The organism is Microbacterium sp. Leaf320, assembly GCF_001423485.1.
Taxonomy (GTDB): domain Bacteria; phylum Actinomycetota; class Actinomycetes; order Actinomycetales; family Microbacteriaceae; genus Microbacterium.
In genome coordinates this window covers 284,876-308,239 of sequence record NZ_LMOD01000005.1, presented here as the reverse complement: position 1 = coordinate 308,239, position 23,364 = coordinate 284,876, and the positions used below count along the sequence as shown (strand labels likewise).

General features: G+C 67.7%; 21 protein-coding genes and 1 tRNA gene. 8 read left to right on the top strand and 14 right to left on the bottom strand.

Annotation, left to right across the window (positions count from 1 at the left end; translation table 11 throughout):
• Positions 1 to 36: 36 nt before the first annotated feature.
• The 5 genes from ASF63_RS17415 to ASF63_RS17395 all read right to left on the bottom strand — a co-directional run bounded on the left by ASF63_RS17415 (position 37) and on the right by ASF63_RS17395 (position 4,002).
• Complete coding sequence (locus ASF63_RS17415) at positions 37 to 315, bottom strand: hypothetical protein (RefSeq protein WP_056517024.1); 279 nt, start codon at positions 313 to 315, stop codon at positions 37 to 39.
• Between the two features lie 6 nt (positions 316 to 321).
• Positions 322 to 732 (bottom strand): flagellar export chaperone FliS, encoded by a 411-nt coding sequence (gene fliS, locus ASF63_RS17410; RefSeq protein WP_056517021.1) that lies wholly within the window; start codon positions 730 to 732, stop codon positions 322 to 324.
• 58 nt (positions 733 to 790) lie between these two features.
• The gene (gene fliD, locus ASF63_RS17405) at positions 791 to 2,155 is read right to left on the bottom strand and encodes a flagellar filament capping protein FliD (RefSeq protein ID WP_056517019.1); all 1,365 of its coding nucleotides are present in this window, start codon (positions 2,153 to 2,155) and stop codon (positions 791 to 793) included.
• A 102-nt stretch (positions 2,156 to 2,257) separates the two neighbouring features.
• Positions 2,258 to 3,082, bottom strand: coding sequence for a flagellin (locus tag ASF63_RS17400; RefSeq protein ID WP_056517015.1), 825 nt, complete (start codon positions 3,080 to 3,082; stop codon positions 2,258 to 2,260).
• Between the two features lie 116 nt (positions 3,083 to 3,198).
• Positions 3,199 to 4,002, bottom strand: coding sequence for a sigma-70 family RNA polymerase sigma factor (locus ASF63_RS17395; RefSeq protein ID WP_056517012.1), 804 nt, complete (start codon positions 4,000 to 4,002; stop codon positions 3,199 to 3,201).
• Positions 4,003 to 4,258: 256 nt separating this feature from the next.
• Here ASF63_RS17395 and ASF63_RS17390 point away from each other — a divergent pair, with 256 nt between their 5' ends.
• Genes ASF63_RS17390 through ASF63_RS17380 form a run of 3 tightly spaced genes read left to right on the top strand, consistent with a single transcriptional unit; the run spans position 4,259 to position 5,903 of the window.
• Complete coding sequence (locus ASF63_RS17390; protein ID WP_056517010.1) at positions 4,259 to 4,849, top strand: molybdopterin-dependent oxidoreductase; 591 nt, start codon at positions 4,259 to 4,261, stop codon at positions 4,847 to 4,849.
• Positions 4,846 to 5,571, top strand: coding sequence for a ferredoxin reductase (locus ASF63_RS17385; RefSeq protein ID WP_082478307.1), 726 nt, complete (start codon positions 4,846 to 4,848; stop codon positions 5,569 to 5,571). The genes ASF63_RS17390 and ASF63_RS17385 overlap by 4 nt, the downstream gene beginning before the upstream one ends.
• Positions 5,571 to 5,903 carry a DUF6510 family protein gene (locus tag ASF63_RS17380; protein ID WP_056517007.1) on the top strand — a complete coding sequence of 111 codons (333 nt, stop codon included), beginning with the start codon at positions 5,571 to 5,573 and terminating at the stop codon, positions 5,901 to 5,903. The genes ASF63_RS17385 and ASF63_RS17380 overlap by 1 nt, the downstream gene beginning before the upstream one ends.
• Here ASF63_RS17380 and ASF63_RS18925 read toward each other — a convergent pair.
• From ASF63_RS18925 to ASF63_RS17370, 3 genes are all read right to left on the bottom strand, one after another.
• The gene (locus ASF63_RS18925) at positions 5,855 to 5,989 is read right to left on the bottom strand and encodes a methionine/alanine import family NSS transporter small subunit (protein ID WP_082478305.1); all 135 of its coding nucleotides are present in this window, start codon (positions 5,987 to 5,989) and stop codon (positions 5,855 to 5,857) included. The two genes, ASF63_RS17380 and ASF63_RS18925, sit on opposite strands and share 49 nt — an antisense overlap.
• On the bottom strand, positions 5,986 to 7,623 hold the full coding sequence (locus ASF63_RS17375) for a sodium-dependent transporter (RefSeq protein WP_056517377.1): 1,638 nt from the start codon (positions 7,621 to 7,623) through the stop codon (positions 5,986 to 5,988). The genes ASF63_RS18925 and ASF63_RS17375 overlap by 4 nt, the downstream gene beginning before the upstream one ends.
• Positions 7,624 to 7,693: 70 nt before the next feature.
• Positions 7,694 to 8,662, bottom strand: a complete 969-nt coding sequence (locus tag ASF63_RS17370; protein WP_056517005.1) for a Dyp-type peroxidase — start codon at positions 8,660 to 8,662, stop codon at positions 7,694 to 7,696.
• Positions 8,663 to 8,804: 142 nt separating this feature from the next.
• Between ASF63_RS17370 and ASF63_RS17365 the strand changes: the two genes are divergently transcribed.
• Both ASF63_RS17365 and ASF63_RS17360 read left to right on the top strand, forming a co-directional pair.
• Positions 8,805 to 9,164 carry a UBP-type zinc finger domain-containing protein gene (locus ASF63_RS17365; protein ID WP_056517370.1) on the top strand — a complete coding sequence of 120 codons (360 nt, stop codon included), beginning with the start codon at positions 8,805 to 8,807 and terminating at the stop codon, positions 9,162 to 9,164.
• Positions 9,161 to 10,414 carry an NAD(P)/FAD-dependent oxidoreductase gene (locus tag ASF63_RS17360; protein WP_056517001.1) on the top strand — a complete coding sequence of 418 codons (1,254 nt, stop codon included), beginning with the start codon at positions 9,161 to 9,163 and terminating at the stop codon, positions 10,412 to 10,414. The genes ASF63_RS17365 and ASF63_RS17360 overlap by 4 nt, the downstream gene beginning before the upstream one ends.
• Here the strand turns inward: ASF63_RS17360 and ASF63_RS17355 are convergent, their stop codons facing one another.
• From ASF63_RS17355 to ASF63_RS17345, 3 genes are read right to left on the bottom strand one after another with little or no spacing between them, the layout of a single operon-like run.
• A complete protein-coding gene (locus ASF63_RS17355) occupies positions 10,415 to 11,626 on the bottom strand; it encodes a cupin domain-containing protein (RefSeq protein WP_056516998.1) in 1,212 nt (403 codons plus the stop codon).
• Positions 11,616 to 13,289: an MFS transporter gene (locus ASF63_RS17350; RefSeq protein ID WP_056516995.1), complete on the bottom strand. Its 1,674-nt coding sequence runs from the start codon at positions 13,287 to 13,289 to the stop codon at positions 11,616 to 11,618. Before ASF63_RS17350 ends, ASF63_RS17355 begins: the two co-directional genes overlap by 11 nt.
• Positions 13,282 to 14,004: an alpha/beta fold hydrolase gene (locus tag ASF63_RS17345; protein WP_056517366.1), complete on the bottom strand. Its 723-nt coding sequence runs from the start codon at positions 14,002 to 14,004 to the stop codon at positions 13,282 to 13,284. The genes ASF63_RS17350 and ASF63_RS17345 overlap by 8 nt, the downstream gene beginning before the upstream one ends.
• A gap of 233 nt (positions 14,005 to 14,237) precedes the next feature.
• On the opposite strand from ASF63_RS17345, the gene ASF63_RS17340 reads away from it, so the two are divergent.
• Positions 14,238 to 15,308, top strand: coding sequence for a PucR family transcriptional regulator (locus ASF63_RS17340; RefSeq protein ID WP_056516992.1), 1,071 nt, complete (start codon positions 14,238 to 14,240; stop codon positions 15,306 to 15,308).
• Positions 15,309 to 15,329: 21 nt separating this feature from the next.
• Here ASF63_RS17340 and ASF63_RS17335 read toward each other — a convergent pair whose 3' ends face one another.
• Positions 15,330 to 17,621, bottom strand: coding sequence for a helix-turn-helix domain-containing protein (locus ASF63_RS17335; RefSeq protein WP_157534419.1), 2,292 nt, complete (start codon positions 17,619 to 17,621; stop codon positions 15,330 to 15,332).
• Positions 17,622 to 17,683: 62 nt separating this feature from the next.
• The gene (locus tag ASF63_RS17330; protein WP_082478303.1) at positions 17,684 to 18,937 is read right to left on the bottom strand and encodes an MFS transporter; all 1,254 of its coding nucleotides are present in this window, start codon (positions 18,935 to 18,937) and stop codon (positions 17,684 to 17,686) included.
• Positions 18,938 to 19,130: 193 nt separating this feature from the next.
• Between ASF63_RS17330 and ASF63_RS17325 the strand changes: the two genes are divergently transcribed.
• A complete protein-coding gene (locus tag ASF63_RS17325) occupies positions 19,131 to 19,967 on the top strand; it encodes an alpha/beta fold hydrolase (RefSeq protein ID WP_056516987.1) in 837 nt (278 codons plus the stop codon).
• Between the two features lie 98 nt (positions 19,968 to 20,065).
• Here the strand turns inward: ASF63_RS17325 and ASF63_RS17320 are convergent.
• Positions 20,066 to 20,138, bottom strand: a tRNA-Val gene (locus ASF63_RS17320).
• 476 nt (positions 20,139 to 20,614) lie between these two features.
• Here ASF63_RS17320 and aceE point away from each other — a divergent pair.
• Positions 20,615 to 23,341, top strand: coding sequence for a pyruvate dehydrogenase (acetyl-transferring), homodimeric type (aceE, locus tag ASF63_RS17315; RefSeq protein WP_056516982.1), 2,727 nt, complete (start codon positions 20,615 to 20,617; stop codon positions 23,339 to 23,341).
• The last annotated feature ends 23 nt before the right edge of the window (positions 23,342 to 23,364 follow it).

The window sequence follows — 23,364 nt, the reverse complement described above, 5'->3', positions numbered from 1 at the left end:
ATCGCGACAGTGGGCGCGCGCCGTAACCGAGAGGACTCACCCCTCGACGTCGAGGTAGATGGGCACGTCCTGGCGTCCGCTGGGGACGCGGCGCAGCGCGGCGATCTCGCGCGCGACGTGGGCGCGCGATGCGGTCAGTCCGCCGATCATGAGCTGCTGTCGGGCGAGGACCGCCTCGGCGCGGGCCCTGAGCTCATCGGGTATCGGGCCGGAGGGCGGCTCGAAGGCCTGGGGGTCGAGCGCATCGTCCGCGGCGTCGAGCGCACGCTCGAACTGCTCGAGGACAGCGAGCCACTCGGTCAGATTGTCTGGCACGACTCGTCAGCCCAGAGCCGAGACGCGCGGCGCGGCCGCGGTCGTGATCTCGGCCGCCGCATGCCAGGCGTCACGCAGGGGCGACACGAGGTCGCGGCACTCCGCGGTCGCGGCACGGTCGCGCGAGATGTTCGCGGCGATCAGGCGACCGGTGAGGTAGGTGTACACGCCGCGCAGCTCCTCCGCGCCGTCCCAGACGTCGGTGAGCGAGCCATTGAGCTCGGACACGATCCACTGCGCGTGAGTGAGATGCGGGCCCGCGCCCGGCCAGTCCTCGGCATCCTGCGCCGATGCCGCACGGTCGATGTCGACCAGGAGCCGGTCATAGAGCAGGGTGAGCAGACGCTCAGGGGTGGCCGACGCCACCTGCTGCTCCAGATACTGCTGCTTGGCCCGGTCGAGGGAGGTGAGTGCCATGAGTGCGAGCTCCGATGCGGTGCGGTGTTCGAGAAGACGGGATCTTGGTGCCGGAGGGTCAGGAGTCCGACGACGACGAGAGACCTGCGAGCTGGCTGGTCAGCCACGACGACTGCGACTGCAGCTTCGAGAGCTGGACCTCCAGCTGCGCGTACGTGCGCTCGAGAGTGGCCTGGCGCTGCTCGAGACGGATGTCCCACCGCTCGACCTGGGTCTTGAGCGTCTTGACCTCGGCCTCCTGGCCGGTGATCCGCTGGGTGAGCAGACCGTCGTACTTGTCGGAATACTGCGTGGTCACGCCCTCCACACGACCGGCGATCGACGAGAACAGCTCCTGTGTCTTCTCCGGGTCCTCGGCCAGTGCCTTCGCGAACTTCTCGGCATCGAACGAGAGCACGCCCTTGTCGCTGATCGAGATGCCGATCGTCGAGGGCGAGACGCCGTCGACCGGATGCTGCATCGCGCTCGTGAGTGCACCGCGAAGATTTCGGACCGTGCTGTCGCCCGTGAAGACGCCCAGTGTGGTGGTCTCCCCGACCGCTCCGACCGTCGCCGTCGATCCTTTGTCGATGCGGGTCAGGAGTGCCGCGATCTCTTTGACGAACGCCTCAGCCGTCGTGGTCTGCTTCTTCGCATCCCGCGCCACGGTCACCGTCACGGGGTCGGCGCTCGCAGTCGTCACGGTGACCTCGATGCCTTCGCCCACACTGATCGTGTTGCTGGCGCTGTTCAGCGTCTGCTCGGCGGCCGTGCCGGCGAACAGACGGATGCGGGCGTCAGTGCCCTGAGTGATGATCGCGGCCCCCGGCTCGGCGCCGAGTTCCGTCGAGGTTCCGGCGGCGACATCGGCCGCCGTGCCGCGGTGCACGGTGAACGCACCGGCAGCCCCAGTGTCGATCGACGTCAGCTGGATACGCGAGAGAGGCTTGCCGTCGGCATCCGTCCCGGCCGGGACGACAGTGGCGCTCACTCCCGCCTTCGAGGCGTTGATCGCCTTGGCGAGGTCCTGCGGGCCTGTGCCCACCGGAGCCACTTCGACGGACTCGCCGTCGGCGCCGACGAGCGTGAACGTGCCACCCCATGCGGTGGATCCTCCTGCGGCGGTCACGACCGAATGTGCGGTGGCGACGGCATCGACGACGACCGCGGTCGAGAACGCGCTGGCCTTCGCGCCGGCTGTGACGGTGACGGTGTCCGATGAGGAGGACGCGGTGAACGAGGCCAGCGACGTCGCACCCGCAGCGGTCTTCGCCTTCGTGACGAGGTCCTGCAGCGTGGTGTTGAGCGACTGGAGGTTCGTGATGATCGAGTTGCGGTCCGTGATCTTGTTCGTGATCAGCGTCTTCGGGATCGCCGAGACATCCATCAGCGCCTTGATGAGCTCTTCGGTCTTGAGCCCTGATACGAGTCCGTCGAGTTTCATCCCGGTCGTCTTCCGTGCGGTGCGGTCAAAGGTGTCCTACAGGAAGGCGCCCGAGCGGAGGTGACTCCGCCCGGGCGCCTGGTGCGCCTCAGGCGCAGCGACTCAACGGAGAAGCTGCAGGACGCCCTGGCCCGACTGGTTCGCCTGCGCGAGCATGGCGGTGCCGGCCTGCTGCAGGATGTTCGAGGCGGTGTACTTGACCATCTCGGCGGCCATGTCGGTGTCCGCGATACGGCTCTTGGCTGCCGCGAGGTTCTCGGCCGAGACCTGCAGCGAGTTGATCGTCGACTCGAAGCGGTTCTGCACCGCACCGAGGCCGGCGCGAGCCGTCGAGACGCCGGTGATCTGCGTGTCGATCGTCGCGATCGACGCGAGAGCGGTGGCTGCGGAATCGACGGTCAGGCCGCTGATCGTCGCACCGAGGCCCGAGAAGTCGGTCAGGGTGACCGCGATCTGGTCCTCTGCGGCCTCCGAACCGGCACCGACCTGGAACGTCAGCGTGCTCGCGCTGTCGAGCAGCTTGATCCCGTTGAAGTTCGTGCTGGCCGCGACACGGGTGAGCTCGTTGCCGAGCGTGTTGATCTCGGTCTTGATGGCGTCACGCGAATCGGCGTTGTTCGAGTCGGAACCCGCCTGCACCGCGAGGTCGCGGACACGCTGCAGGATCGAGTGGACCTCGGTCAGGGCGCCTTCTGCGGTCTGGATGACCGAGATGCCGTCCTGGGCGTTGCGGGCTGCGACGTTGAGGCCGTTGACCTGCGAGCGCAGGCCCTCGGAGATGGCGAGGCCGGCGGCGTCATCGGCTGCGCGGTTGATGCGCAGACCGCTCGAGAGCTTCTCGAGCGACTTCGAGACGTCGTTCTGGTTGACGGACAGGTTGCGGTACGCGTTGAGCGCGCCGACGTTGGTTGCGATCTGAAGACCCATGAGTGTTCCTCCGTGGTTATGGGACTGAATGCCGGTCCATCCGTGGACCTGCACAACCGATATTCGCGACATGCGACGTCGGCGTAACCACCGATCGCGAAGATTCTGACGTCGCCTCAGATCGCGACGAGGAGCTCACCCGATCGCAGGCGCGTGTCGACGCGGGCGGGACCGAAGAGCGTCTCGAAGAACTCGGTCTTCGCCTTGGTGGAGCGGTCGCCAGTCGTGCCGCTCTCCCATGCCTCCATCGCCTCGCGCACGAGGGCGAGGCCTCGAGAGCGCAGCTTCGACACGTAGGCGTGGCTGACTGCGAGTTCCTCGGCGATGTCCTTGACCATGCGGTCCTCGAGGTAGATGCCGCGCACGACCTGCTGCATCGCCGCGGGAAGAGCATCGACCACGCGATTCACCATCGCACGTGTCTCGGACTGCTCGACCGCGTGTTCAGGGAGGATCACGCTGTCGGTGAGATCGACCGCCTGACGACCGGTCTCGACATCGAAGTGCTCGTCGAAGCTGATGGCGGTGCGCACCATCTGGTCGAGCTGCATCATCTCGGCGACGGCATCGACATCGAGGCCGGATTCCTTCGCGAGCTCGGCCAGGCTCGCCGTGCGCCCGGTGCGGGCCAGCACGGTCTCGCCGGCCACGCGAACTCGCTCGATCTTGTCGCGTCCGCGTTCGCCGGCGGGGTCTGCTCGTCGCATCTCCGAGAGCATCGCCCAGTTGATCTGACTGCTGGCGAAGGCTCCGAACGGGATGCCGCGAGATGCGTCGTACGTCATCGCCGCGCGGGCGAGGCCCAGTCGTGCGGCGGAGAGCAGATCGTCGAGATCGACATGCGTCGCTGATCGCGCCTTCTCGACTGCGAGAAAGGTGGCGAGCGGCATGTTGTCGCGCGCGAGTCGATCGGGTGTCACGGGTGCGTCGGCGACGATGCTGGAATCAGCAGAAAGAGCAGAATTACTCAGCAATGTGACTCCGAGGTTAGATCAACTGTTTTACGAGTGAAGCTAGCACGAAGTTCACGTTTATGAGTAAAAAAAGCACATAACGATCTCGCTCCGACCGCCCATAGAATCAGGGCGACACGCGTGCATCAGGCTTCGACATGTGCAGGACGACTGTGGCCGAGCGATCGGGTGGAATGAGTTCGACCGACGAAAGAAGACGAACATGGCTGTGATCTCCCGCGGGTTCGGTGCACGGCGCAGAGAGTCCGACGATCGACTCCCTCCCGGTCAGTACCTCACCGAAGACTTCCCCGTTCTCTCCGCAGGTCCCACCCCGCGCGTCTCCACAGACACGTGGGAGTTCGCGGTCGTCGGGCTCGACGGCATCCGCCGCACCTGGTCGTGGGAGCAGCTGCACGAATTCCCGATCGATGACATCAGCACCGACATCCACTGTGTGACCCGCTGGTCGAAGCTGGGCACGCGGTGGCGCGGCGTCTCGCTCGACCATCTGCTGCAGGATGCCGGCGGCGGCGACTTCACTCGGGTCTTCTCGTACGGCGGCTACACCACCAATGTTCCACGGGCGGACCTGTCGGGCGGCAAGGCCTGGATCGCATTCGAGTTCGAGGGCGAGCCGCTCGCCGCCGAGCACGGCGGACCCGCGCGCCTGCTCGTCCCCCATCTCTACTTCTGGAAGTCCGCGAAGTGGGTGCACGGACTGGACATGCTGGAGCACGACGAACCGGGGTTCTGGGAGCAGAACGGCTACAACATGCACGGCGATCCCTGGAAAGAGGAGCGGTACTGGTGACGACCTCATCACCGTGGCTGGTCGCTCGAGTCGTCGAGACCCGACCGGCGACGCCGCACGGTCGGGTTCTTCACCTTCGAGTCGCCGGCTGGCCGGGCAACCTCGCGGGGCAGCACGTCGATGTGCGCCTCACGGCCGAAGACGGCTACCAGGCCGTTCGCTCGTACTCCCTCGCCTCCTCAGGAGACTCCGAGATCCTCGAGCTCGCCGTCGACGAGCTCCCTGACGGGGAGGTCTCTCCCTACCTGGTCGAAGACGTGCTCCCCGGCGACGAGCTGGAAGTGCGCGGCCCCATCGGCGCCTACTTCGTGTGGACTCCCGAGCGTGCGGAGCCGGTGCAGCTCATCGCCGGCGGATCGGGCATCGTCCCGCTCGTCGCGATGGCGCGGGTGCACGCTCTCGCCGCAGGCACCGTGCCGATGCGGCTGCTGTATTCGGTCCGCTCGCAGGACGACGCGTTCTACGCCGATGAGCTGACCGGCCTCGAACGCGATGCCTTCACCGTCGATTGGGCCTACACCCGTTCCGCACCGCCGGGCGTCCTCCGCCCGGCGGGACGAGTGGATGCGGCGACGATCGCCGCATCCACGATTCCCGCGGCCGAGCGTCCGTCGGTGTACGTGTGCGGACCGACCGGCTTCGTCGAGGCCGTCGCCGACCTGCTCGTCGCGGCAGGGCACTCCCCCGACCTCATCCGCACTGAACGCTTCGGAGGTGCCTGATGAACACCACCCACCCGGGTCATCACCACAGGGTCGACGGCAACGCCGCCGGAGGCCTCCTGCTCGAGATCTTCGGCAGAGACATGACGGCCGCACGCGCGACGTGCCGACACTGCGCGCATGAGGCAGCGCTGGCCGATGCCGTCGCCGAGCTCGACGACGCCGGAGTGATCCTTCTCTGCCGCGGATGCCGCCACACGCTCCTCACTTACCTGCGCGCTGAGAACGAGCGGACGCTCACCATCGGCGGACTCACGCGACTACGGTGGCCCGACGTCGACGGTCAGAGCTCCACGGGCGGAGCGGGCTCGGAGTCCGCAGCCTCGGGGTGACGTGCGAGGTTGACGATCGCGGCGATGAGGCCGCCCCAGATCGTCACCATCGCGATGATCATCATGACGATCGCTGTCGTGGTCATGCGCCCGCTCCCTTCTCCGTCGCGCCCGGTTCCGGGGTCGTGATCAGCGGGATCGACGACGTCTCGGCATCCGGTTCATAGTCTTCCTCGGTGAGGAACTCGTCGTACTCGGGGTCGTCCTTCGCATGCGAGCGGCCGCTCCAGGGCAGCGCCGACAGCAGCAGTGCGATCGCGACGAGCGCGATGACCATGCCCCATCCGAAGACGGCGAGGAACCACCCGGGGTAGCCGCCGTACGGTTCGGAGATCTTCGAGATCAGCTCGGTGACGAGCAGGTAACCGAGCACCAGCGGCGCGAGCGCGCCGACGAGCAGCATCCAGACCCGGCCGACACGGAAGCTCGACCGTCGATCGAGATGCTCGACGAGCGCGGGCAGCTTGTGCAGCAGCCAGGCGACGACGACCACCGCGACGAGCGCGACCGCCATGATGCCGAAGGCGTTGACGAACGCATCCGCCGTGTCGAGCACCGACAGAGCCGTGGTCGTCGAGAACAGCGCCATCGAGACGATCGCGAGCGGGATCGAGACCGTCAGGGTCGTGCGGATGCGAGCCCAGCCGAGCTTGTCCTGCAGAGCGGCGACGATCACCTCGAGGATCGAGATGAGCGAGGTGACACCCGCGAACACCAGCGCCCCGAAGAAGAGGACCCCGATGATCGAGCCGCCCGCCGCCTGAGAGACGATCGTCGGGAAGGCGATGAACGCCAGACCGATGCCCGACGACGCCACCCCTGCCACCTCGGCGCCCTGCGCCTGCGCCATGAAGCCGAGGGCTGCGAACACGCCGATCCCGGCGAGGATCTCGAACCCGGAGTTCGCGAACGCGACGACCAGACCGGAACCGGTGAGGTCGGTCTTGCGCTTGAGGTACGACGAATAGGTCACCATGATGCCGAAGGCGACCGACAGCGAGAAGAAGATGTGGCCGTAGGCCGAGGCCCAGACGGCGGGGTCTGCCAGCGCTTCCCAGTTCGGCGTGAAGAAGGCGTTGAGTCCGTCCATCGCGCCGGGCAGGAACAGCGACTGCACGACGAGGATCGCGAACATCACCGTCAGCAGGGGCATCAGGATCATGTTCGCCCGGCCGATGCCGCGCTTCACTCCGAGCGCCATGATCACGATGACGATCAGCCAGACCACCACGAGCGGGATGCCGACCTGCGGCACGAACTCGGTCGAGATGCCCGTCTCAGCGACGTCCGCCGAGCGCAGGAAGTCGATGAAGAAGAAGTCGTTCTCGTTGCCGGGGCCCCACGTCAGCTGCGCCGAGAACCAGGTGTACATCGCCGCCCACGCGATGATCACCGCGTAGTAGACCGCGATGACCACGCAGATGAGCACCTGCCACCATCCGAGCGGCTCGGCCCTGCGGTGCATCCGTCGGAAGGCCAGCGGAGCGGATCCGCGGAATCGGTGTCCGATGGCGTAGTCGAAGAAGAGCAGCGGGATGCCCGCGGTCAGCAGAGCGCACAGGTACGGGATGAGGAACGCACCGCCTCCGCCCTCATACGCCACGTACGGGAAGCGCCAGATGTTGCCCAACCCGACGGCCGAGCCGATCGCCGAGAGGATGAAGACGTTGCGCGAGCCGAATGCCTCGCGTTTCGGGGTCTGCGTCGTTGCGGTGGCCATGCGCATGAGGATACCCGGGTCCGGATGCGGCGACATCGCGCACGTCGTGAGTGGCGGAGCCCCGGAGCGGCTACACGGGCAGCTGCTCGTCAGGAAGGCTTGCGAGGAAGCCCGCGGACGGCGCGAAGAATGTGCCTCCGGTCGTCGCAGTCGAGAAGTCCAGAAGCCTGTCGTAGGCCCCTGGCGGGTCGCCGATGAACATTTTCTCGAGCATCTTCTCGATGACCCACAGGTACCGCGAGTAGCCGATGAAGTAGGTGCCGAACAACGACGATCCCGGGCTTCCGAACGGCATGTTGTCGCGCAGGATGTCGTGCTCGACCCCGTCCACGACGATGGTGGCGAGGGTCTTGTGCGATTTCTGACCGACCTCGGCGTCGTCCAACTCGATGTTGTCCGCCTTCCTGCGACCGATGATGGCCTCCTGCTGCTCGGTCGTCAGCGACTGCCACTGGCCGAGATCGTGCATGTACTTCTGGACCACGACGTAACTGCCCGCGACGTTGTCGCCGTCCTCCGCCCCCACGAGAGTCGAATCGGCGACGGCGTTCCCGACCGGATTCGCGGTGCCGTCGACGAAGCCGAGCAGGTCACGGACATCGAAGTAGCGGAAGCCCGTGGTCTCGTCGATCACGGCCACGGCGTCGCCGAGCGCGTCGAGCAGCTGGCGCTCGAACTCGAAGACGAGGTCCCGACGGTTCGCGCGGATGTGGAAGAGCAGGTCGCCTGGTGTGCTCGGCGCGGTGTGCACGTCGCCTACAACCGTCGCGAACGGGTGCAGCTCCGCAGGAGCCTTGCGGGCCGTGAGTCTCGGCCAGAGCGAGGATCCGATGCCCACGGTGCACGACAGCAGCGCGTCGAGGTCGCGGAACCCGACGTTCTTCACGATGTCGTCGATACCGCTGATGACATCTCGCACCGTGTCGGCCGCGTCCGTGCCCTCGACGACCTTCAGCACCAGGAAGGTCGCGCTGGAGGTCAGGGGGGCGTCGACTTTCTGCGACTCGATGGGGACGCGCCGGGAAGGAGAGGTGCTCATCTTCTCGAACCTAGAGGAGCATCGCCGCCCGCGCTTCGACGACTGTCGGAGGAACAGACCGGGATCGGCGGGCACCCTTGAGTACGAGGAGAAAGAGGGACATCATGACCTCGACAGCACTCCGACGACAGGAGAACCGCCCATGAGCGAGGCCAGCGACTTCATCCGCGCGGATGTCCCCCCATCCGGTCCTGGGTGCGTGGACTGCGAGGAGATCGGCTCCTGGTGGCTGCACCTGCGTCGGTGCGCCTTCTGCGGGCACATCGGATGCTGCGACGACTCCCTGCACAAGCACGCCACGAAGCACGCGCACACCACCGGTCATCGGGTGATCCAGAGCTTCGAGCCCGGAGAGGACTGGTTCTGGGACTTCGACACCGAAACCGCCTTCGACGGCCCAGCCCTCGCTCCCCCGCACAGCCACCCGCTGTCGCAGACCACCCCCGGACCCGCTGAGCGGGTACCGGCGGATTGGGAAGAACAGCTCGCCGGGAACGCATGATCGCCCCCGCGGACGACAAACAGCCTCTCCGCGTCGTCGCGGATGCCGACGGCCCGGATGCCTACGCCCTCCGCGACTATCTGACCCGCAGCGAGGTCCCCTTCCTCTCGATCGTGGTGCCCGCCGGATCCTCGTCTGCGGCGGGTGTCGACCTCGTCGGCAGGGCTCTCCCTCTGGTGGTCCTGTCGGACGGCGCCATCCTCGAGGATCCGACCCCTGAGCAGGTCGCCTCGGCTCTGGGCTGGGTCAATCCGCCGTCCCGGTCGACGTACGACCTGATCATCCACGGCGCGGGTCCTGCAGGACTCTCGGCTGCGGTCTACGCGGCGTCGGAGGGTCTCTCCGTCGCCGTCATCGAACGCGACGCCGTGGGCGGACAAGCGGGCTTCAGCAGCCTCATCGAGAACTACCTCGGCTTTCCCGGCGGGATCTCCGGGGCTGAGCTCGCCGAACGTGCACGCCGGCAGGCGGTCTCGTTCGGTGCCGACCTCGTGCTCATGCGTCACGGGGTCGACCGCACGTTCACGGACCACGACGTGCGGGCCCGACTGGCCGACGGATCCGAGATCCACGCGCACGCCGCCCTGTGCGCGACGGGGGTGCAGTGGCGCCGACTCGACCTGCCTCGAGCGCACGATCTCGAGGGCGCGGGCGTCTACTACGGCGCCGGCACCAGCGAGGCCTCCGCCTGCATCGGTCTTCACGTCTACGTGGTCGGCGGCGCGAACTCCGCCGGGCAGGCCGCGATGAATCTGGCCGCGCACGCCGCGCACGTCACGGTGCTCGTGCGCGGGCCGTCGCTCTCCTCGACCATGTCGGCGTACCTGCTCAACCGGCTCGCCGTGCAGCCGAACGTCACCATCCTCGTGAACACCCGGGTCGTCGACGTCGACGGCACCGACCACCTGCAGGAGATCACCCTCGATCAGGCGGGAACGGCCACCCGGGTTCCGGCGACGCATCTCTTCGTCTGCATCGGAGGTGCGCCCAACACCGCGTGGGCGGAGACCACCGACGTGCGGCTCGATGCGCGCGGTTTCCTGCTCACCGGCATCGACCTCTCCGCCGGCGACCTGGATCGATGGCCCCTGGAGCGCGCGCCCCACTATCTGGAGACGTCGGTGCCCGGGGTCTTCGCCGCTGGCGACGTCCGCGCCAACTCCGTCAAGCGCGTCGCATCGGCCGTGGGCGAGGGCGCGATGGCGGTCACCCTCATCCACCGCTACCTCGCCGACATCGCGCCGCTCTGATCAGCGCAGCGGCGTGATGCCCTGGGCCCCTCGGGGGAACGTCGCAAGCACGGCGGGGTCGATGTTGAGGTGTGCGGAGACGAGCTGCGGTGGCACGTGCGCGAGCCAGTTCGTTAGCGAGATCTCCTCGTACCTGTCGGTGCGGAACACCTCGAGGAACTGCAGCACGTCGTCACCGGTGTTCTCGATGTAGTGTCCGAGGTTCTTGCGCACCACGCCCACGTCGCCGGCGCGGAAGTCGGTCGTGTTCGCGTGCGGACCCGTGTTGAAGACGGTCATCCGGGCGGATCCGCGCAGGTAGTACTGCCACTCGTCGGCGTTGGGGTGCCAGTGCAGCTCGCGCATCGAGCCCGGCTCGACGGTCACGAGTGCGGCGGCGACCGTGCTCGAGTATGCGTAGTTCGTCGAGTCGGCGATCTGGATGCTGCCGCCCGTGTTCTGGTAGAGCGGCTTCGAGCGCGACAGTCGGAAGATGACCGGCTCTATGCCCCACTCCACACCCGCGGCGGCCTGGTCGACGTCGAGCGCCGGCGGCTCCTCGCCCGGGAAGATCCAGAGGTTGTGCAGCGGGATGTCGGAGAACACCTCCTGGGCGACGCCGAAGTTCTTCGCGAGAACCTCGGGCGGGGTGTGCGCGAACCAGTCCGTCAGCAGCAGAGTGTTCGACTCGGACTGGTCGCCGTCGTCGAACGCGAGCACGAACTCCGCGCCGTCGGGGCCGAGGCCCTGCAGGGAGTGCGGGGTGCCCGCGGGGAAGAGCCACAGATCACCCTCCTCCACATCCTCCACCGCGGGGAGACCCGACCGGCTGAGCGTCGTGACGCGTGCCTTGCCCCTCGTCATCACCGCCCATTCGGCGGTCTGGTGCCAATGCAGCTCACGGATCCCGCCGGGCTCGAGGTACATGTTGACGCCCGCGATCTCGTCTGAGATGTGGAAGTCCTGCTTCGTGAGCTCCCGCGCCCAGCCGCCGCGCTGCACGCGGCGGGGTGAGATGTTGAACGAGGACCAGAAGAACGGCTGCGTGCTGATGTCGGTCGCCGGCGCATGCATCTGATTCGGGAACTGCGACTCGATCGCCTCGTTCTGCGGGCCGGTCATCATGTTGCTCTGCGGGCGGTCGGCGATGTTGATCTCACCCTCCTGCGGCAGATCGGGGTCGCCCAGCGACGGGATCTCGGGGTGAGTGGTGGGGTTGTCGTCACGTTCCATGCGGGATGCTCCGTCTCTTGTCGCGGGTGCGGCGCTTCTCGACGCCGCGGTGGTGAGGCAGGGGGATGGCGAGCAGGTGCGTCACCTCGAGCTCCTGGGTGCTCATCGCGCGCGCACGGGCGATCTGCTGGGCGTCGAAGTCGGTGGTGCGACCTTCGTGTTGACTCACGTGCTCGCGCCACGAGCCGACGGAGTACACCTCGATGACCGACCCCGGGTCGTCGGCGTCGACGTACACCTGCCACCCCCGCGCCCCCGTCCGCAGACGGGTCTGCTGCACGCCGGTCATCGTGTCGAGGAACTCCTGTCTCCGCTCGACCGGAATGCGATACCGGATGACCACCAGAACGGGCGCGTCGTCAGCACCGTCCGGGCGGGGCCGGTCCTCGACCCCCGGCACCTCCACGATGCCGCGGCCGATGCCGCTCGTCGCCGGCATGGGCCACACGAGCAGGGAGAGTCCGCCCAGGCCGCAGAGGATCCCGGCCCCGATGACCACGAGCCCGGGATCCCACACGGACGCGAGCACGCCCGCGCCCGCAGACCCGGCGGCCGTGCAGCCGAAGAGGACGAGCTGGTAGAACGACAGGCCGCGCGTACGCACCCAGACGGGCAGGAACGCCTGCACCGTGCCGTTGATGGTCGCGATGACCCCGATCCAGGCGAGACCGGTGGCCACGAGCGCCGGAAAGGTGATCCACAGGGTCGGCGAGGTCACGAGAATCACGAGTCCTGCCCCGAAGACCACGGACGAGACCAGCACCACACCGTTGACCGCTGCGACGCGACGCGCCCACGGGAGCACGAACGCACCGACGATCGATCCTGCTCCCAGCGCTGCCAGCAGAAGGCCGTAGCCACTCGCAGAGAACCCGAGCGAGTTCTTGGCGATGGTCGGCAGCAGCGCCCAGAGCGCGTTCGCCGGTATCAGGAAGACGGCGAGCCGCAGCAGGATGCGGCGGACGATCCGCGAGTGGCGGATGTAGCGGATGCCGGCCCGCGTCGCATCGACGAAGGGCTCGGGCCGAGCCACCGGCGGACTGTAGGTCTTCCAGAAGAGCAGCACGCCCAGGAACACCAGGAAGGAGAGCGCGTTGAGGAGGAAGACCGCTGCGACCCCGAACTGCGCGACGACGAGGCCCGCGATCGCCGGTCCCACCGCGCGCGCGATGTTCACGCCGATCGACGACAGGCTCGCCGCGTCGATGAGGAGCTTCGGCGGCACGATGTCGGGCACCAGCGCTTGGAAGGCCGGGAGCTGGATGGCCGAGACCGTCCCCAGCACGAACGTCGACGCCAGCAGGATGGTCGTGGTCGTCTGGCCGACCGCGGTCAGATACGTGAGACCCAGCACGACGGCGAGTTGGACCGTCTGCGACCAGAGAAGGACGCGTCGACGGTTGAGGAACTCGCCGATGACGCCGGCCGGGATCGCGAACAGGAGCACGGGCGCTGCCGATGCCGTCTGCACGAGCGCGACGAGCAGCGGCGAGCTGTCGTCCTGCACCAGGAGCCATTGAGCGCCGACGGTCTGCATCCAGCTGCCGATGTTGCTGACGATCGATGCCAGCCACACCAGGCGGAAGATCGGGACGGCGAGCGGCGCGAACCCCGCCGTCCAACCGGGGCGGGCGTCGACAGCACTCCCCTGCTGCTCAGCCACGGGTCTCGATCTCGTCGAGGATGCTGTCGATGAACCGCACGATCTCCGCGGCGTGCGTCTGCGTGACCAGGTGCGGTGCGTCCAGCTCCCTCACCGCTCGACATCCCGCTCGCCGATATCCGAAGCGCTGGAGGTGCGGGCTGATGAGACGGTCGTGGGTCGCCACGACGCCCCAGCTCGGCGTCACGCTCCAGCCCGTGCCGGACGCCCGCTCGGCGAACACGGAGTCGGAGATCGGGCGCTGTGAGACCGCGAGGACTCCCGATTCGTCGGCGGGAAGGCCCTGCGCGAGAAGGCGCACGAATTGGTCGGGTGCGACGGTCAGCTCCGTTCGCCGTGCGCCGTCTTCACCCGGGAACACGGTGGCCACGAGATGCGCGGATGCCTCTTCCGGCGCGAAGAGGTCTCGCATCTCGGCGATGCTCTCGCCCCGTTCCAGCGCATAGCCCGCGATGAAGAGCAGCCCTGAGACGTTCGCCGCCTCACCGACGACCGTGATGACGGCCGCGCCATACCCGTGTCCGACGAGCAGCACCTCTCCGTCGACGTGCTCGACGATCGTGCGGATGTAGTCGCAGTCGCCGCGGAAGCTGCGGCCGGTCACCGGAGGAGCGAGCACCCGGTGTCCGCCGTCTAGCAGGCGGAGCACGACCGGCCACCAACCGGATGCGTCGAGGAAGGCTCCGTGTACGAGGACGACCGTGCTGCTGCTCATCATCGCGTCACCTCGTGTCCCTTCGTCCGCTGAATACGAATCTATGAACCGTCAGACTCACGACCATGCGACAGGAGTCGAAGACGGTCGTTCCTCACTTCTGCCTGCTTTCCGCCTGGTGCGGCTGCTCGGAAGACGCTTCTATGGGGCGTACTCGAGTTCGGTGGATGTGACGTCCGCATCCATCGACGCAGAGCGACACGGTGAGCCCATCCCCCGCACAGGAGCGACCCATGACGATCAGCGATACGACGACTCCCGCAGCCTCGACGGCGCTGTCGGAGATCGCCCTCCAACTCGCAGCATCCCTGCACCGCCGAGTGGTCGTGCACGAGTTCGGTCCGGCGGCGTCCGACGGCGGGCTGTCCGCATCACCTCAGGCATCCGCCTCGCTCCTCTCCGTTCCGGTGCATGACGACGGTGTCCCGGTCGCCGTCATCGAGATCGACCTCGGAGATGGGCCGCAGCTCACGGCGAGCGAGTTCGAGGCGATCGATGCGGCCGTCGCCCTCACCCGTATCGCCCTGCGCAGGGCCTCTGGCTCGTCGCGTGTCGATCGAGAGTCGATCCTGGTCGATCTGCTGCACGCCGACGAGTCCGTGCGTCGCGGCGCCTTCGCGCACGCCGTCCAGCAGCGGTGGCTCCGGCCGGGCCCCGGCACGGTCGCTCGAGCCGTCCTCATCGATGCGACGGTGAGCGATGTCGACCGCATCGCCTTCGGACGCCACCTGACGCACCTCCGGCCCGTGCCGGCTCATTTCATCGGGCTGGAGCGCGGTGTCGTCCTGCTCGTGGGACAGCCGTCCGACAACGGCCTCACCGACCTCCTCCTCGACGAGGCGGCGAGACGCGGCATCCGCATTCTCGGAATCGGCACCGCGTCCCCTGCGCAGGGCGCGTCGGACCTGCGCAGCGCCGCCGATGAGGCCGTCATCGCCGCCTCTCTCGCGGCCGCCCTCCCGCAGTTCCACCCCTCGGTCGACTCGAGCGCTCTCGGCGGATGGCGGCTGCTCGCCTCGGCGTCAGCCGATCCGGCAGCACTCCGGATCATCTCGCCCGCCGCGCATGCGCTCTACTCCCAACGAGACGACAGCCAGCGGGTGACCGTCGAGACGTATCTCGACGTGGGTGCGAACGTCGTCGCGGCATGCCGCATCCTGTTCGTCCATCGGACTACGCTCTACTACCGGCTCGAGCGTCTGCCCGAGGTGGTCAGAGAGGCGCTCGACGACGGCGTCGCGCGCAGCACTCTCCATCTTGCGTTGAAGCTCATCAGGCTCTGGGAGTCGACCGGCCGCCTGTGACCGCGGGACCCCGCCGGACGATCACGCTGAATCGCCCTCTGAACCGGGTGCGCAAGACGTGCCGATGAGCGACACCTCCCGGCGCACTCTGTCGAAGATGAACGCCTCGCTGCTCCCCGGCCCCAGCATGGCCAGAGCCTCATCCGCCTCGGCGATCGCAGCCTCGCCGTCGCCCGCGTGGATCAGCGCACGGATGTGTCGGCGCATCATCAGCAGCACACGGGTGTCGTCCTTGAGCGATCGTGCGATCTCGATGCCCAGCGCGCCGACTCGGACCGCGTCCTCGTGTCGTCCGACGGCGACATAGGCGTCGACGAGGTCGAGGCACGCCGCGAACTGCGTGACGATGCTGGTCAGACTGTCCGTGGTCTCGGCGGATCGGACGCGCGCGAGCGTCGCCTCCGTCTCGGGGATCGACTCGAGGTACTTGCCGCGTCGGGCCTTGACCATCGACGAGAGCACCTGCGCGTTCTCCGCCCCTGTCGTCTCCTGAGCCGCGCGAAAGGCGACCATGGCGGCCGCGGCCGCCTCGTCGGCCTCGACGAGACGATCCAGCGTCCAGCTCGCCCACCCGATGTAGTAGTGCGCCCAGCCCTGCTGCGCGGCATCACCCGCGCGGGTGGCCGCCTCCAGCGCGGCATGCCCGGTGAGCACCGCGTGCGCCCGGTCACCGACCTCGACGATCTCCGCCCACGCGACGTACCCCAGCTGCGCGGCTTCTGCTCTCGGGTCGCCCAGCCTCTTCGCCGCCGCAGCCGCGAGAGAGAAGAATCGATGCCAGTGTCCCCACGTGATCCAGATGTCGGAGTACCAGTGCAGCGCATCCGCGACGTCGCAGACCATCGCGTCCTCGCCGAGCTCCGCTGCCTCCGCATACGCCGGCCACCAGTGCTCGACCTCCTCGCGGATCCACACCGCGGCGGCCTCGGCATCGATGAAGCTGCGGCCGTTGCGTGAGACTGCGCTCGCATCCCTTCCCGGTTCGTACCAGGCGCCGGCGCGCTCCAGACTCCCCAGCAGCCACGCGCGGATATGGGCGTGGCGCCGTGCGATCTCATCGGATCCGACAGCATCGCGCAGCTTGCCCAGCCCGAAGAGACGCATCAGGTCGTGCAGACGGTAGCGGTCGCCACCGCGCGCCTCGAGCATTCCCAGGTCCGTGAGGTCGTCCAGCCGTCGCTCCACCTCGGCCACATCTGACGATCGCACGGCAGCCGCGGCGAGATGGGCCCCGAAGGTGCGACCGTCGATGAGCGAGATCCACCGGAACAGCGCGGCAGTGCGCGGGTCCAGCTCCTCGTAGGAGAGAGAGATGGCCGCTTCCACGGCCAGGTCACCGGCGACGAGCATGCGCAGCCTGTCCTCCGACGTGCGCAGGCGGCTCAGGAGATCGGGGGCCGTCCATGAGGGGCGACTGGCGATGCGGTTGCCGACCACTCGAAGCGCGAGGGGCACGTCGTCGCACAGGGCCGCGATCTCACTCAGCGCATCCAGATCGGAGGCATCGTCATGCGGGATGAGACGACCGAGAAACGCGATGCTCTCGTCCCGCTGCAGGGGCCCGAGCCGCAGGCGCCGCACCCCTTCGAGGCCTGCGAGACTGCGGCGCGACGTCACGACCACGACATCCCCCGCGCAGATCGACAGGATCGGACGGACTTGCGCCTCGTTCGCGACGTTGTCGAGCAGCACCTGGACGGGAGCCTCTGCGACCGCTGCCCGCCATTCCGTTCGCGCCGTCGCCAGATCAGCAGGCGGCTTCTGCTCCGCTCCGGGGAGCTGCCGCAGCATGGCGGTGACCACCTGGAGCGGTGTCAGCGGAGACGAGCTGAAGCCGTCCAGCCCCACGAAGACCAGCGGACGGCGGTCGGCCTCTCCTCCACGCGACAGGATCTCGACGGCGCCGGTCGTCTTGCCGATTCCCGGCGCGCCGCTGATGACCAGCGCCGGTCGCTGCCGATCTGCGGGCGGAGGGCCGTGCAGGATGCGAAGTGCTTCATCGATCTCGGCCTGCCGGCCCGAGAAGTCGAACACCCGGTGCGGGGCTATGGCCCCCGCGGGCTCTGTCGCGACGGCGGCACGGGGCCGGGCACGCGCAGCGCGGAGGAACGCATGCTGATCGGCCACATCGAGTCCGAGTCCGTCGGCGAGCGCATCGACGGTGCGCCGTTGCGGCGAGGCGCTCGCTCCGCGTTCGAGGTCGCCGATCGTGCGCACGCTCACCCCGGATCGAGACGCGAGCGCTTCGAGAGTCAGGTTCTGGCCCACGCGCAACGAGCGCAGCATCAGCCCGAAGGGTGAGGGTTGTGTCACGACGTCCGCCTTTCGCTGATCTCAGCTTGGCAGGTCTCGTCGGCGGGATGATGGCGCGCCGGTTACGGGGCGGTTTCGTCGGGACCGGACACTGCACGTCCGGCCCTCGCGCCGGGCTCCTGACCGACGAGCGCGCGACGCATGACGACCGCCGCCGAGACGGTCGCGACCGACACGATCGAGATGAAGACGAGGAGCACCGTGGTCTGCGATGCGAACGTGAGGATCACTCCGATCGCGAGCACCGGAAGCGCGAGGCCGCAGTAGGCGATGAGGAAGACCAGCGCGAGCGTCTCCCCCCGTCGTCCCGGCTCGGCGAGACCCGCGGCCGTCGCGACCGACGACTTGAACAGCAGCCCGACGCCGACGCCTGCGACGACGCCTCCGAAGAGGAACACCGCGAGCGACGGCACCAGCGTTCCTGCGGCGACGGCGACGAGCCCGCATGCGCAGCAGACGGCCGCGACCGTCAGCTGGATGCGCAGCGGCACCCGAGCGAGAGCCACCTGGCCGGTTGCCGCGGCAGCGAACACCGAGCACGCGGTGATCCCGGCGAGAAGGTGGTCATGCTCGCCGAACGTGCTGATGAGGATGGTGGGCGCGAGAGAGGTGAACAGGCCGAACAGGGCGAATCCGGCGAATGCTCCGAAGCCCGCGGCGATGAATGCCGCCCTCGATCGCGGCGGTGCGGCGATGCGTTGCGGCCTGTACCGTCTCAGCTCGCCGGGTGGTGTCACCGTCTCCGGGACACCGGACACCGCGATGGCGGCCGCGATGAGCACCACGAGGAAGACCGCGTGCGGCAGCACCAGCGGCGCGGGCAGGAACTCGGCGAACAGACCGCCGATCAGCGGTCCGAGCGCCAGTCCGCCGAGATTGGCGGCACCCGCCACGGATGCGGCCACGATCGCGTTCTCGCTGGGGCGCGCCTGGGCCCGCAGCTCACCCAGATGCGCGGTGGCGGTGGCGGTGAGGATGCCGACGCTCGCGCCGTTCACCAGCCTCGCGGCGAGCAGTCCCGGCACCTCGTGCCATGCGAGGAACAGGACGGCGCTGAGAGCCGCGATGAGGATCGCGATCACCAGCATCCGCCGTCGCCCCATCCAGTCGCTGACATGCCCGAGCAGGAAGAGGCTGAGCACGACGCCGACGGCGAAGGCCGCGAAGATCAGGGTGATCACCGAGACCGGGAACCCGTCGACCTCCTGGAACAGCGGGTACAGAGGGGTCGGCACGGTCGCGTACGCCATCACGAGCAGGAAGGCGGAGGCGACCACCCAGAATCCCGCCCCGTGCGAGATCCGGGAGTTCGACATGGTCGAGACGCTATCGATGCGGCCTCGACGCCGCACCGGACAGATGTCGAAAACGGCGGGGACGGATTCTGGACAGATGTCGAGCGCGCCGTGAGGACGGGCGGGTTAGCGTGGTCGCGCTCCCACGATGCAGAGGTGGGGCGATCGACAGTCGTCCGGCATTGTCCGGCACGACGGAACCTGGAGGCTGATCATGGCGTTCGTGACCACGGATGATGGCGCAGAGATCTACTACAAGGACTGGGGCAGCCCCGACGCGCAGCCCATCATGTTCCACCACGGCTGGCCGCTCTCGTCGGACGACTGGGACGCTCAGATGCTGTACTTCCTCGGCAAGGGCTACCGCGTCATCGCCAGCGACCGTCGCGGTCACGGGCGGTCATCTCAGATCGGCACCGGCCACGACATGGATCACTACGCGAGCGATGCCTCGGCGGTCGTCGAGCACCTCGACCTTCGCAACGCGATCCACATCGGTCACTCGACGGGCGGCGGCCAGGTCGCACGCTACGTCGCCCAGTACGGGCAGCCCCAGGGCCGCGTCGCCAAGGCCGTGCTCGTGTCGTCCGTGCCCCCGCTGATGGTGCAGACCGATGCCAACCCGGAGGGCACGCCGATCACGGTTTTCGACGGCTTCCGCGAGGCTCTGGCGGCGAACCGTGCCGAGTTCTTCCAGGTGGTCGCCGCAGGACCCTTCTACGGGTTCAACCGCGATGGCGTCACGCTGTCGCAGCCGGTCGTCGACAACTGGTGGCGCCAGGGCATGACGGGCAGCGCCCTCGCCCATTACGAGGGGATCAAGGCCTTCTCCGAGACCGACCAGACCGAGGACCTCAAGGCGATCACCGTGCCCGTTCTCGTCATCCAGGGCGACGACGACCAGGTGGTGCCGTACAAGGACGCTTCGGTGAAGCAGGCCGAGCTCCTGAGCGACTCGACTCTGAAGATCTACAGCGGGTTCCCCCACGGCATGCTGACCACGCACGCCGACGTGATCAACCCCGACATCCTCGCCTTCATCCAGCAGTAAGCGGCCTCGCAGACACTCGACGGCGCATCCGGGCCCAGTGCCCCGATGCGCCGTCGACGTGAGCACGCCCGCGGTCCGGCGTGTGGATCGGATTCAGGTGGGCCCTGCCGGGATCGAACCGACGACATCCACGGTGTAAACGTGGCGCTCTACCAGCTGAGCTAAAGGCCCTTCCCGATCATCCTAGCCAAGACGGCGCGAGCAGCGTGAGCCAGCGCATCAGGGGAGCCTCCTGAAGTAGTTGACGTCGAGGCAGAAGCTGCGGCCGGTCGTCGTCGCGGCCGCCATCGCCGCATACGAGGCCAGATCCGGGGGCAGTTCCTTCCACCCTCGGATCTGCGGCCCATCATCCTCTTGGCGAACACCGGACCATGGCGCCGTACACACCCGTGACCTCCGCCGCCGGGAGGCGATCCGTGCTGCTGCTGTTCATGCTCGTGACTCCTGTCCTGTCGTTTCCGACCTTCGACATGAAGACACCGGCCGCGCTTCGGATGTGACAGACGACTCGCAAGACGCCTGCGGCATCCGGCCGTCCGTGAAGGGGGATAGGCTGAGGGCGGCACGCGTTGTGCACAGCCGACAAGGCTGCCCGCGTCGCTTCCCGTTTCATTGGCATGACCTGCCAGCTTGACGAAAGGCTCCCCGTGACTGTGCACGACCAGGATCCGTATTCCCAGGGCCCCCTCGACAGCGATCCGGAAGAGACGGGCGAGTGGCAGCAGTCTCTCGACGAGCTCGTCGACGCGAAGGGCCACGGTCGTGGCCGCGAGATCATGCTCAGCCTGCTCAAGCGCTCGAAGGAGCTGCACCTGGGCGTGCCGATGGTCCCGACCACCGACTACATCAACACGATCGCGCCGGAGAACGAGCCCGAGTTCCCGGGTGACGAAGAGATCGAGCGCCGCTACCGTGCGTGGATCCGCTGGAACGCCGCGATCACCGTGCACCGCGCGCAGCGCCCCGGCATCGGCGTCGGCGGCCACATCTCGACGTACGCATCGTCGGCCGCTCTGTACGAGGTCGGCTTCAACCACTTCTTCAAGGGCGCAGACCACCCCGGTGGCGCCGACCAGATCTTCATCCAGGGCCACGCCTCCCCCGGCACCTACGCGCGCTCGTACCTCGAGGGCCGCCTGAGCGAAGACCAGCTCGACGGCTTCCGCCAGGAGAAGTCGCACGCACCGCACGGCATCCCGTCGTACCCGCACCCGCGTCTGATGCCGGAGTACTGGCAGTTCCCCACCGTCTCCATGGGACTCGGTCCGATCAACGCCATCTACCAGGCGATGTCGAACAAATACCTCGAGAACCGCGGCATCAAGGACACCTCGCAGTCGCACGTCTGGGCCTTCCTCGGCGACGGCGAGATGGATGAGGTCGAGAGCCGCGGACAGCTGCAGGTCGCAGCCAACGAGGGGCTCGACAACCTGACGTTCATCGTCAACTGCAACCTCCAGCGTCTCGACGGTCCGGTGCGCGGCAACGGGAAGATCGTCCAGGAGCTCGAGTCGTTCTTCCGCGGCGCGGGCTGGAACGTCATCAAGGTCGTCTGGGGTCGCGAATGGGACGACCTGCTCGCCCGCGACACCGAGGGTACGCTGCTCAACCTGATGAACGTCACCCCCGACGGCGACTACCAGACCTACAAGGCCGAGTCCGGCGCGTACGTCCGCGAGCACTTCTTCGGCCGCGACGAGCGTGCTGCGGCCCTCGTCAAGGACTACTCCGACGACGACATCTGGAACCTGAAGCGCGGTGGCCATGACTACCGCAAGGTCTACGCCGCGTTCAAGGCCGCGACCGAGCACAAGGGCAAGCCCACCGTCATCCTCGCGAAGACCGTCAAGGGCTACGGCCTCGGTCCGCACTTCGAGGGCCGCAACGCGACCCACCAGATGAAGAAGATGACGCTGGACAACCTCAAGACGTTCCGCGACGCGATGCACATCCCGATCACGGATGCGCAGCTCGAGGAGAACCCCTACCTGCCCCCGTACTACAACCCGGGCCCGCAGGACGAGACGATCCAGTACATGCTCGAGCGTCGCCAGGCTCTCGGCGGCTACCTGCCCGAGCGCCGTTCCACTCACGTGGGACTCTCGCTTCCCGACGACACGGCCTATGCGCTTCCGAAGAAGGGCTCCGGCACGCAGGAGATCGCCACGACCATGGCGTTCGTCCGTCTGCTGAAGGACCTGCTGCGCTCGAAGGACTTCGGGCACCGCATCGTCCCGATCATCCCGGACGAGGCCCGCACGTTCGGCATGGACGCGTACTTCCCCTCGGCGAAGATCTACAACCCGAACGGCCAGCACTACACCTCGGTCGACCGCGAGCTCCTCCTCGCCTACAAGGAGAGCCCTCAGGGACAGATCGTGCACGTCGGCATCAACGAGGCGGGCGCCCTCGCGGCGTTCACCGCGGCCGGCACGTCGTACGCCACGCACGGCGAGCCGCTGATCCCGATCTACCTCTTCTACTCGATGTTCGGCTTCCAGCGCACCGGTGATGCCCAGTGGGCCGCCGGTGATCAGATGGCGCGCGGCTTCATCATGGGGGCGACGGCCGGCCGCACCACCCTCACGGGTGAAGGCCTGCAGCACGCCGACGGCCACTCGCACCTGCTCGCCGCCACCAACCCGGCGACGGTGTCGTACGACCCGGCCTACGGATATGAGATCGCGCACATCATGCGCTCCGGTCTCGAGCGCATGTACGGCGGCAACCACGAAGACCCGAACGTCATGTACTACATCACGCTCTACAACGAGCCGATGGTGATGCCGGCCGAGCCGGAGAACGTGGACGTCGACGGCATCGTGCGCGGCATCCACCGCATCTCCGTCGGCGAGGGTGAGGGCCCGCGTGCCCAGCTCTTCGCCTCGGGCGTCGGACTCCCCTGGGCTCTCGAAGCACAGGAGCTGCTGAAGAACGACTGGGGCGTGATCGCCGATGTCTGGTCGGTCACCTCGTGGACCGAGCTGCGCCGCGACGGCCTCGCCGCCGACGAGCACAACTTCCTGCACCCGGAAGAAGAGCCCCGCACCGCGTACCTCACGCAGAAGCTGCAGGGTGCCGAGGGTCCCGTCGTCGCCGTCAGCGACTTCATGCACGCCGTGCAGGACCAGATCCGCCCCTGGGTCCCGCAGCGTTTCGCGACGCTGGGTGCCGATGGTTTCGGATTCTCCGACACGCGTGCAGCAGCCCGTCGCTTCTTCAAGATCGACGGTCCGTCGATCGTCGTCCGCACGCTGCAGTCGCTCGCCGAAGACGGGGTCGTCGATCGTTCTCTCGCCGCGCAGGCCATTCAGAAGTACAGCCTGCACGACGTGAACGCCGGCACCAGCGGCAACGCGGGCGGCGAAAGCTGAGCCATCGGTGACGGGTTCCTCTT

What these genes read in the sequence shown, in the direction of transcription:
- ASF63_RS17400 (WP_056517015.1), bottom strand. Translation starts at nt 3,082, where the DNA reads ATGGGTCTTCAGATCGCAACCAACGTCGGCGCGCTCAACGCGTACCGC.
- ASF63_RS17375 (WP_056517377.1), bottom strand. Translation starts at nt 7,623, where the DNA reads ATGGCCACCGCAACGACGCAGACCCCGAAACGCGAGGCATTCGGCTCG.
- ASF63_RS17360 (WP_056517001.1), top strand. Translation starts at nt 9,161, where the DNA reads ATGATCGCCCCCGCGGACGACAAACAGCCTCTCCGCGTCGTCGCGGAT.
- fliD (WP_056517019.1), bottom strand. Translation starts at nt 2,155, where the DNA reads ATGAAACTCGACGGACTCGTATCAGGGCTCAAGACCGAAGAGCTCATC.
- ASF63_RS17325 (WP_056516987.1), top strand. Translation starts at nt 19,131, where the DNA reads ATGGCGTTCGTGACCACGGATGATGGCGCAGAGATCTACTACAAGGAC.
- ASF63_RS17365 (WP_056517370.1), top strand. Translation starts at nt 8,805, where the DNA reads ATGAGCGAGGCCAGCGACTTCATCCGCGCGGATGTCCCCCCATCCGGT.
- ASF63_RS17330 (WP_082478303.1), bottom strand. Translation starts at nt 18,937, where the DNA reads ATGTCGAACTCCCGGATCTCGCACGGGGCGGGATTCTGGGTGGTCGCC.
- ASF63_RS17380 (WP_056517007.1), top strand. Translation starts at nt 5,571, where the DNA reads ATGAACACCACCCACCCGGGTCATCACCACAGGGTCGACGGCAACGCC.
- ASF63_RS18925 (WP_082478305.1), bottom strand. Translation starts at nt 5,989, where the DNA reads ATGACCACGACAGCGATCGTCATGATGATCATCGCGATGGTGACGATC.
- ASF63_RS17390 (WP_056517010.1), top strand. Translation starts at nt 4,259, where the DNA reads ATGGCTGTGATCTCCCGCGGGTTCGGTGCACGGCGCAGAGAGTCCGAC.
- ASF63_RS17355 (WP_056516998.1), bottom strand. Translation starts at nt 11,626, where the DNA reads ATGGAACGTGACGACAACCCCACCACTCACCCCGAGATCCCGTCGCTG.
- ASF63_RS17345 (WP_056517366.1), bottom strand. Translation starts at nt 14,004, where the DNA reads ATGAGCAGCAGCACGGTCGTCCTCGTACACGGAGCCTTCCTCGACGCA.
- ASF63_RS17340 (WP_056516992.1), top strand. Translation starts at nt 14,238, where the DNA reads ATGACGATCAGCGATACGACGACTCCCGCAGCCTCGACGGCGCTGTCG.
- fliS (WP_056517021.1), bottom strand. Translation starts at nt 732, where the DNA reads ATGGCACTCACCTCCCTCGACCGGGCCAAGCAGCAGTATCTGGAGCAG.
- ASF63_RS17370 (WP_056517005.1), bottom strand. Translation starts at nt 8,662, where the DNA reads ATGAGCACCTCTCCTTCCCGGCGCGTCCCCATCGAGTCGCAGAAAGTC.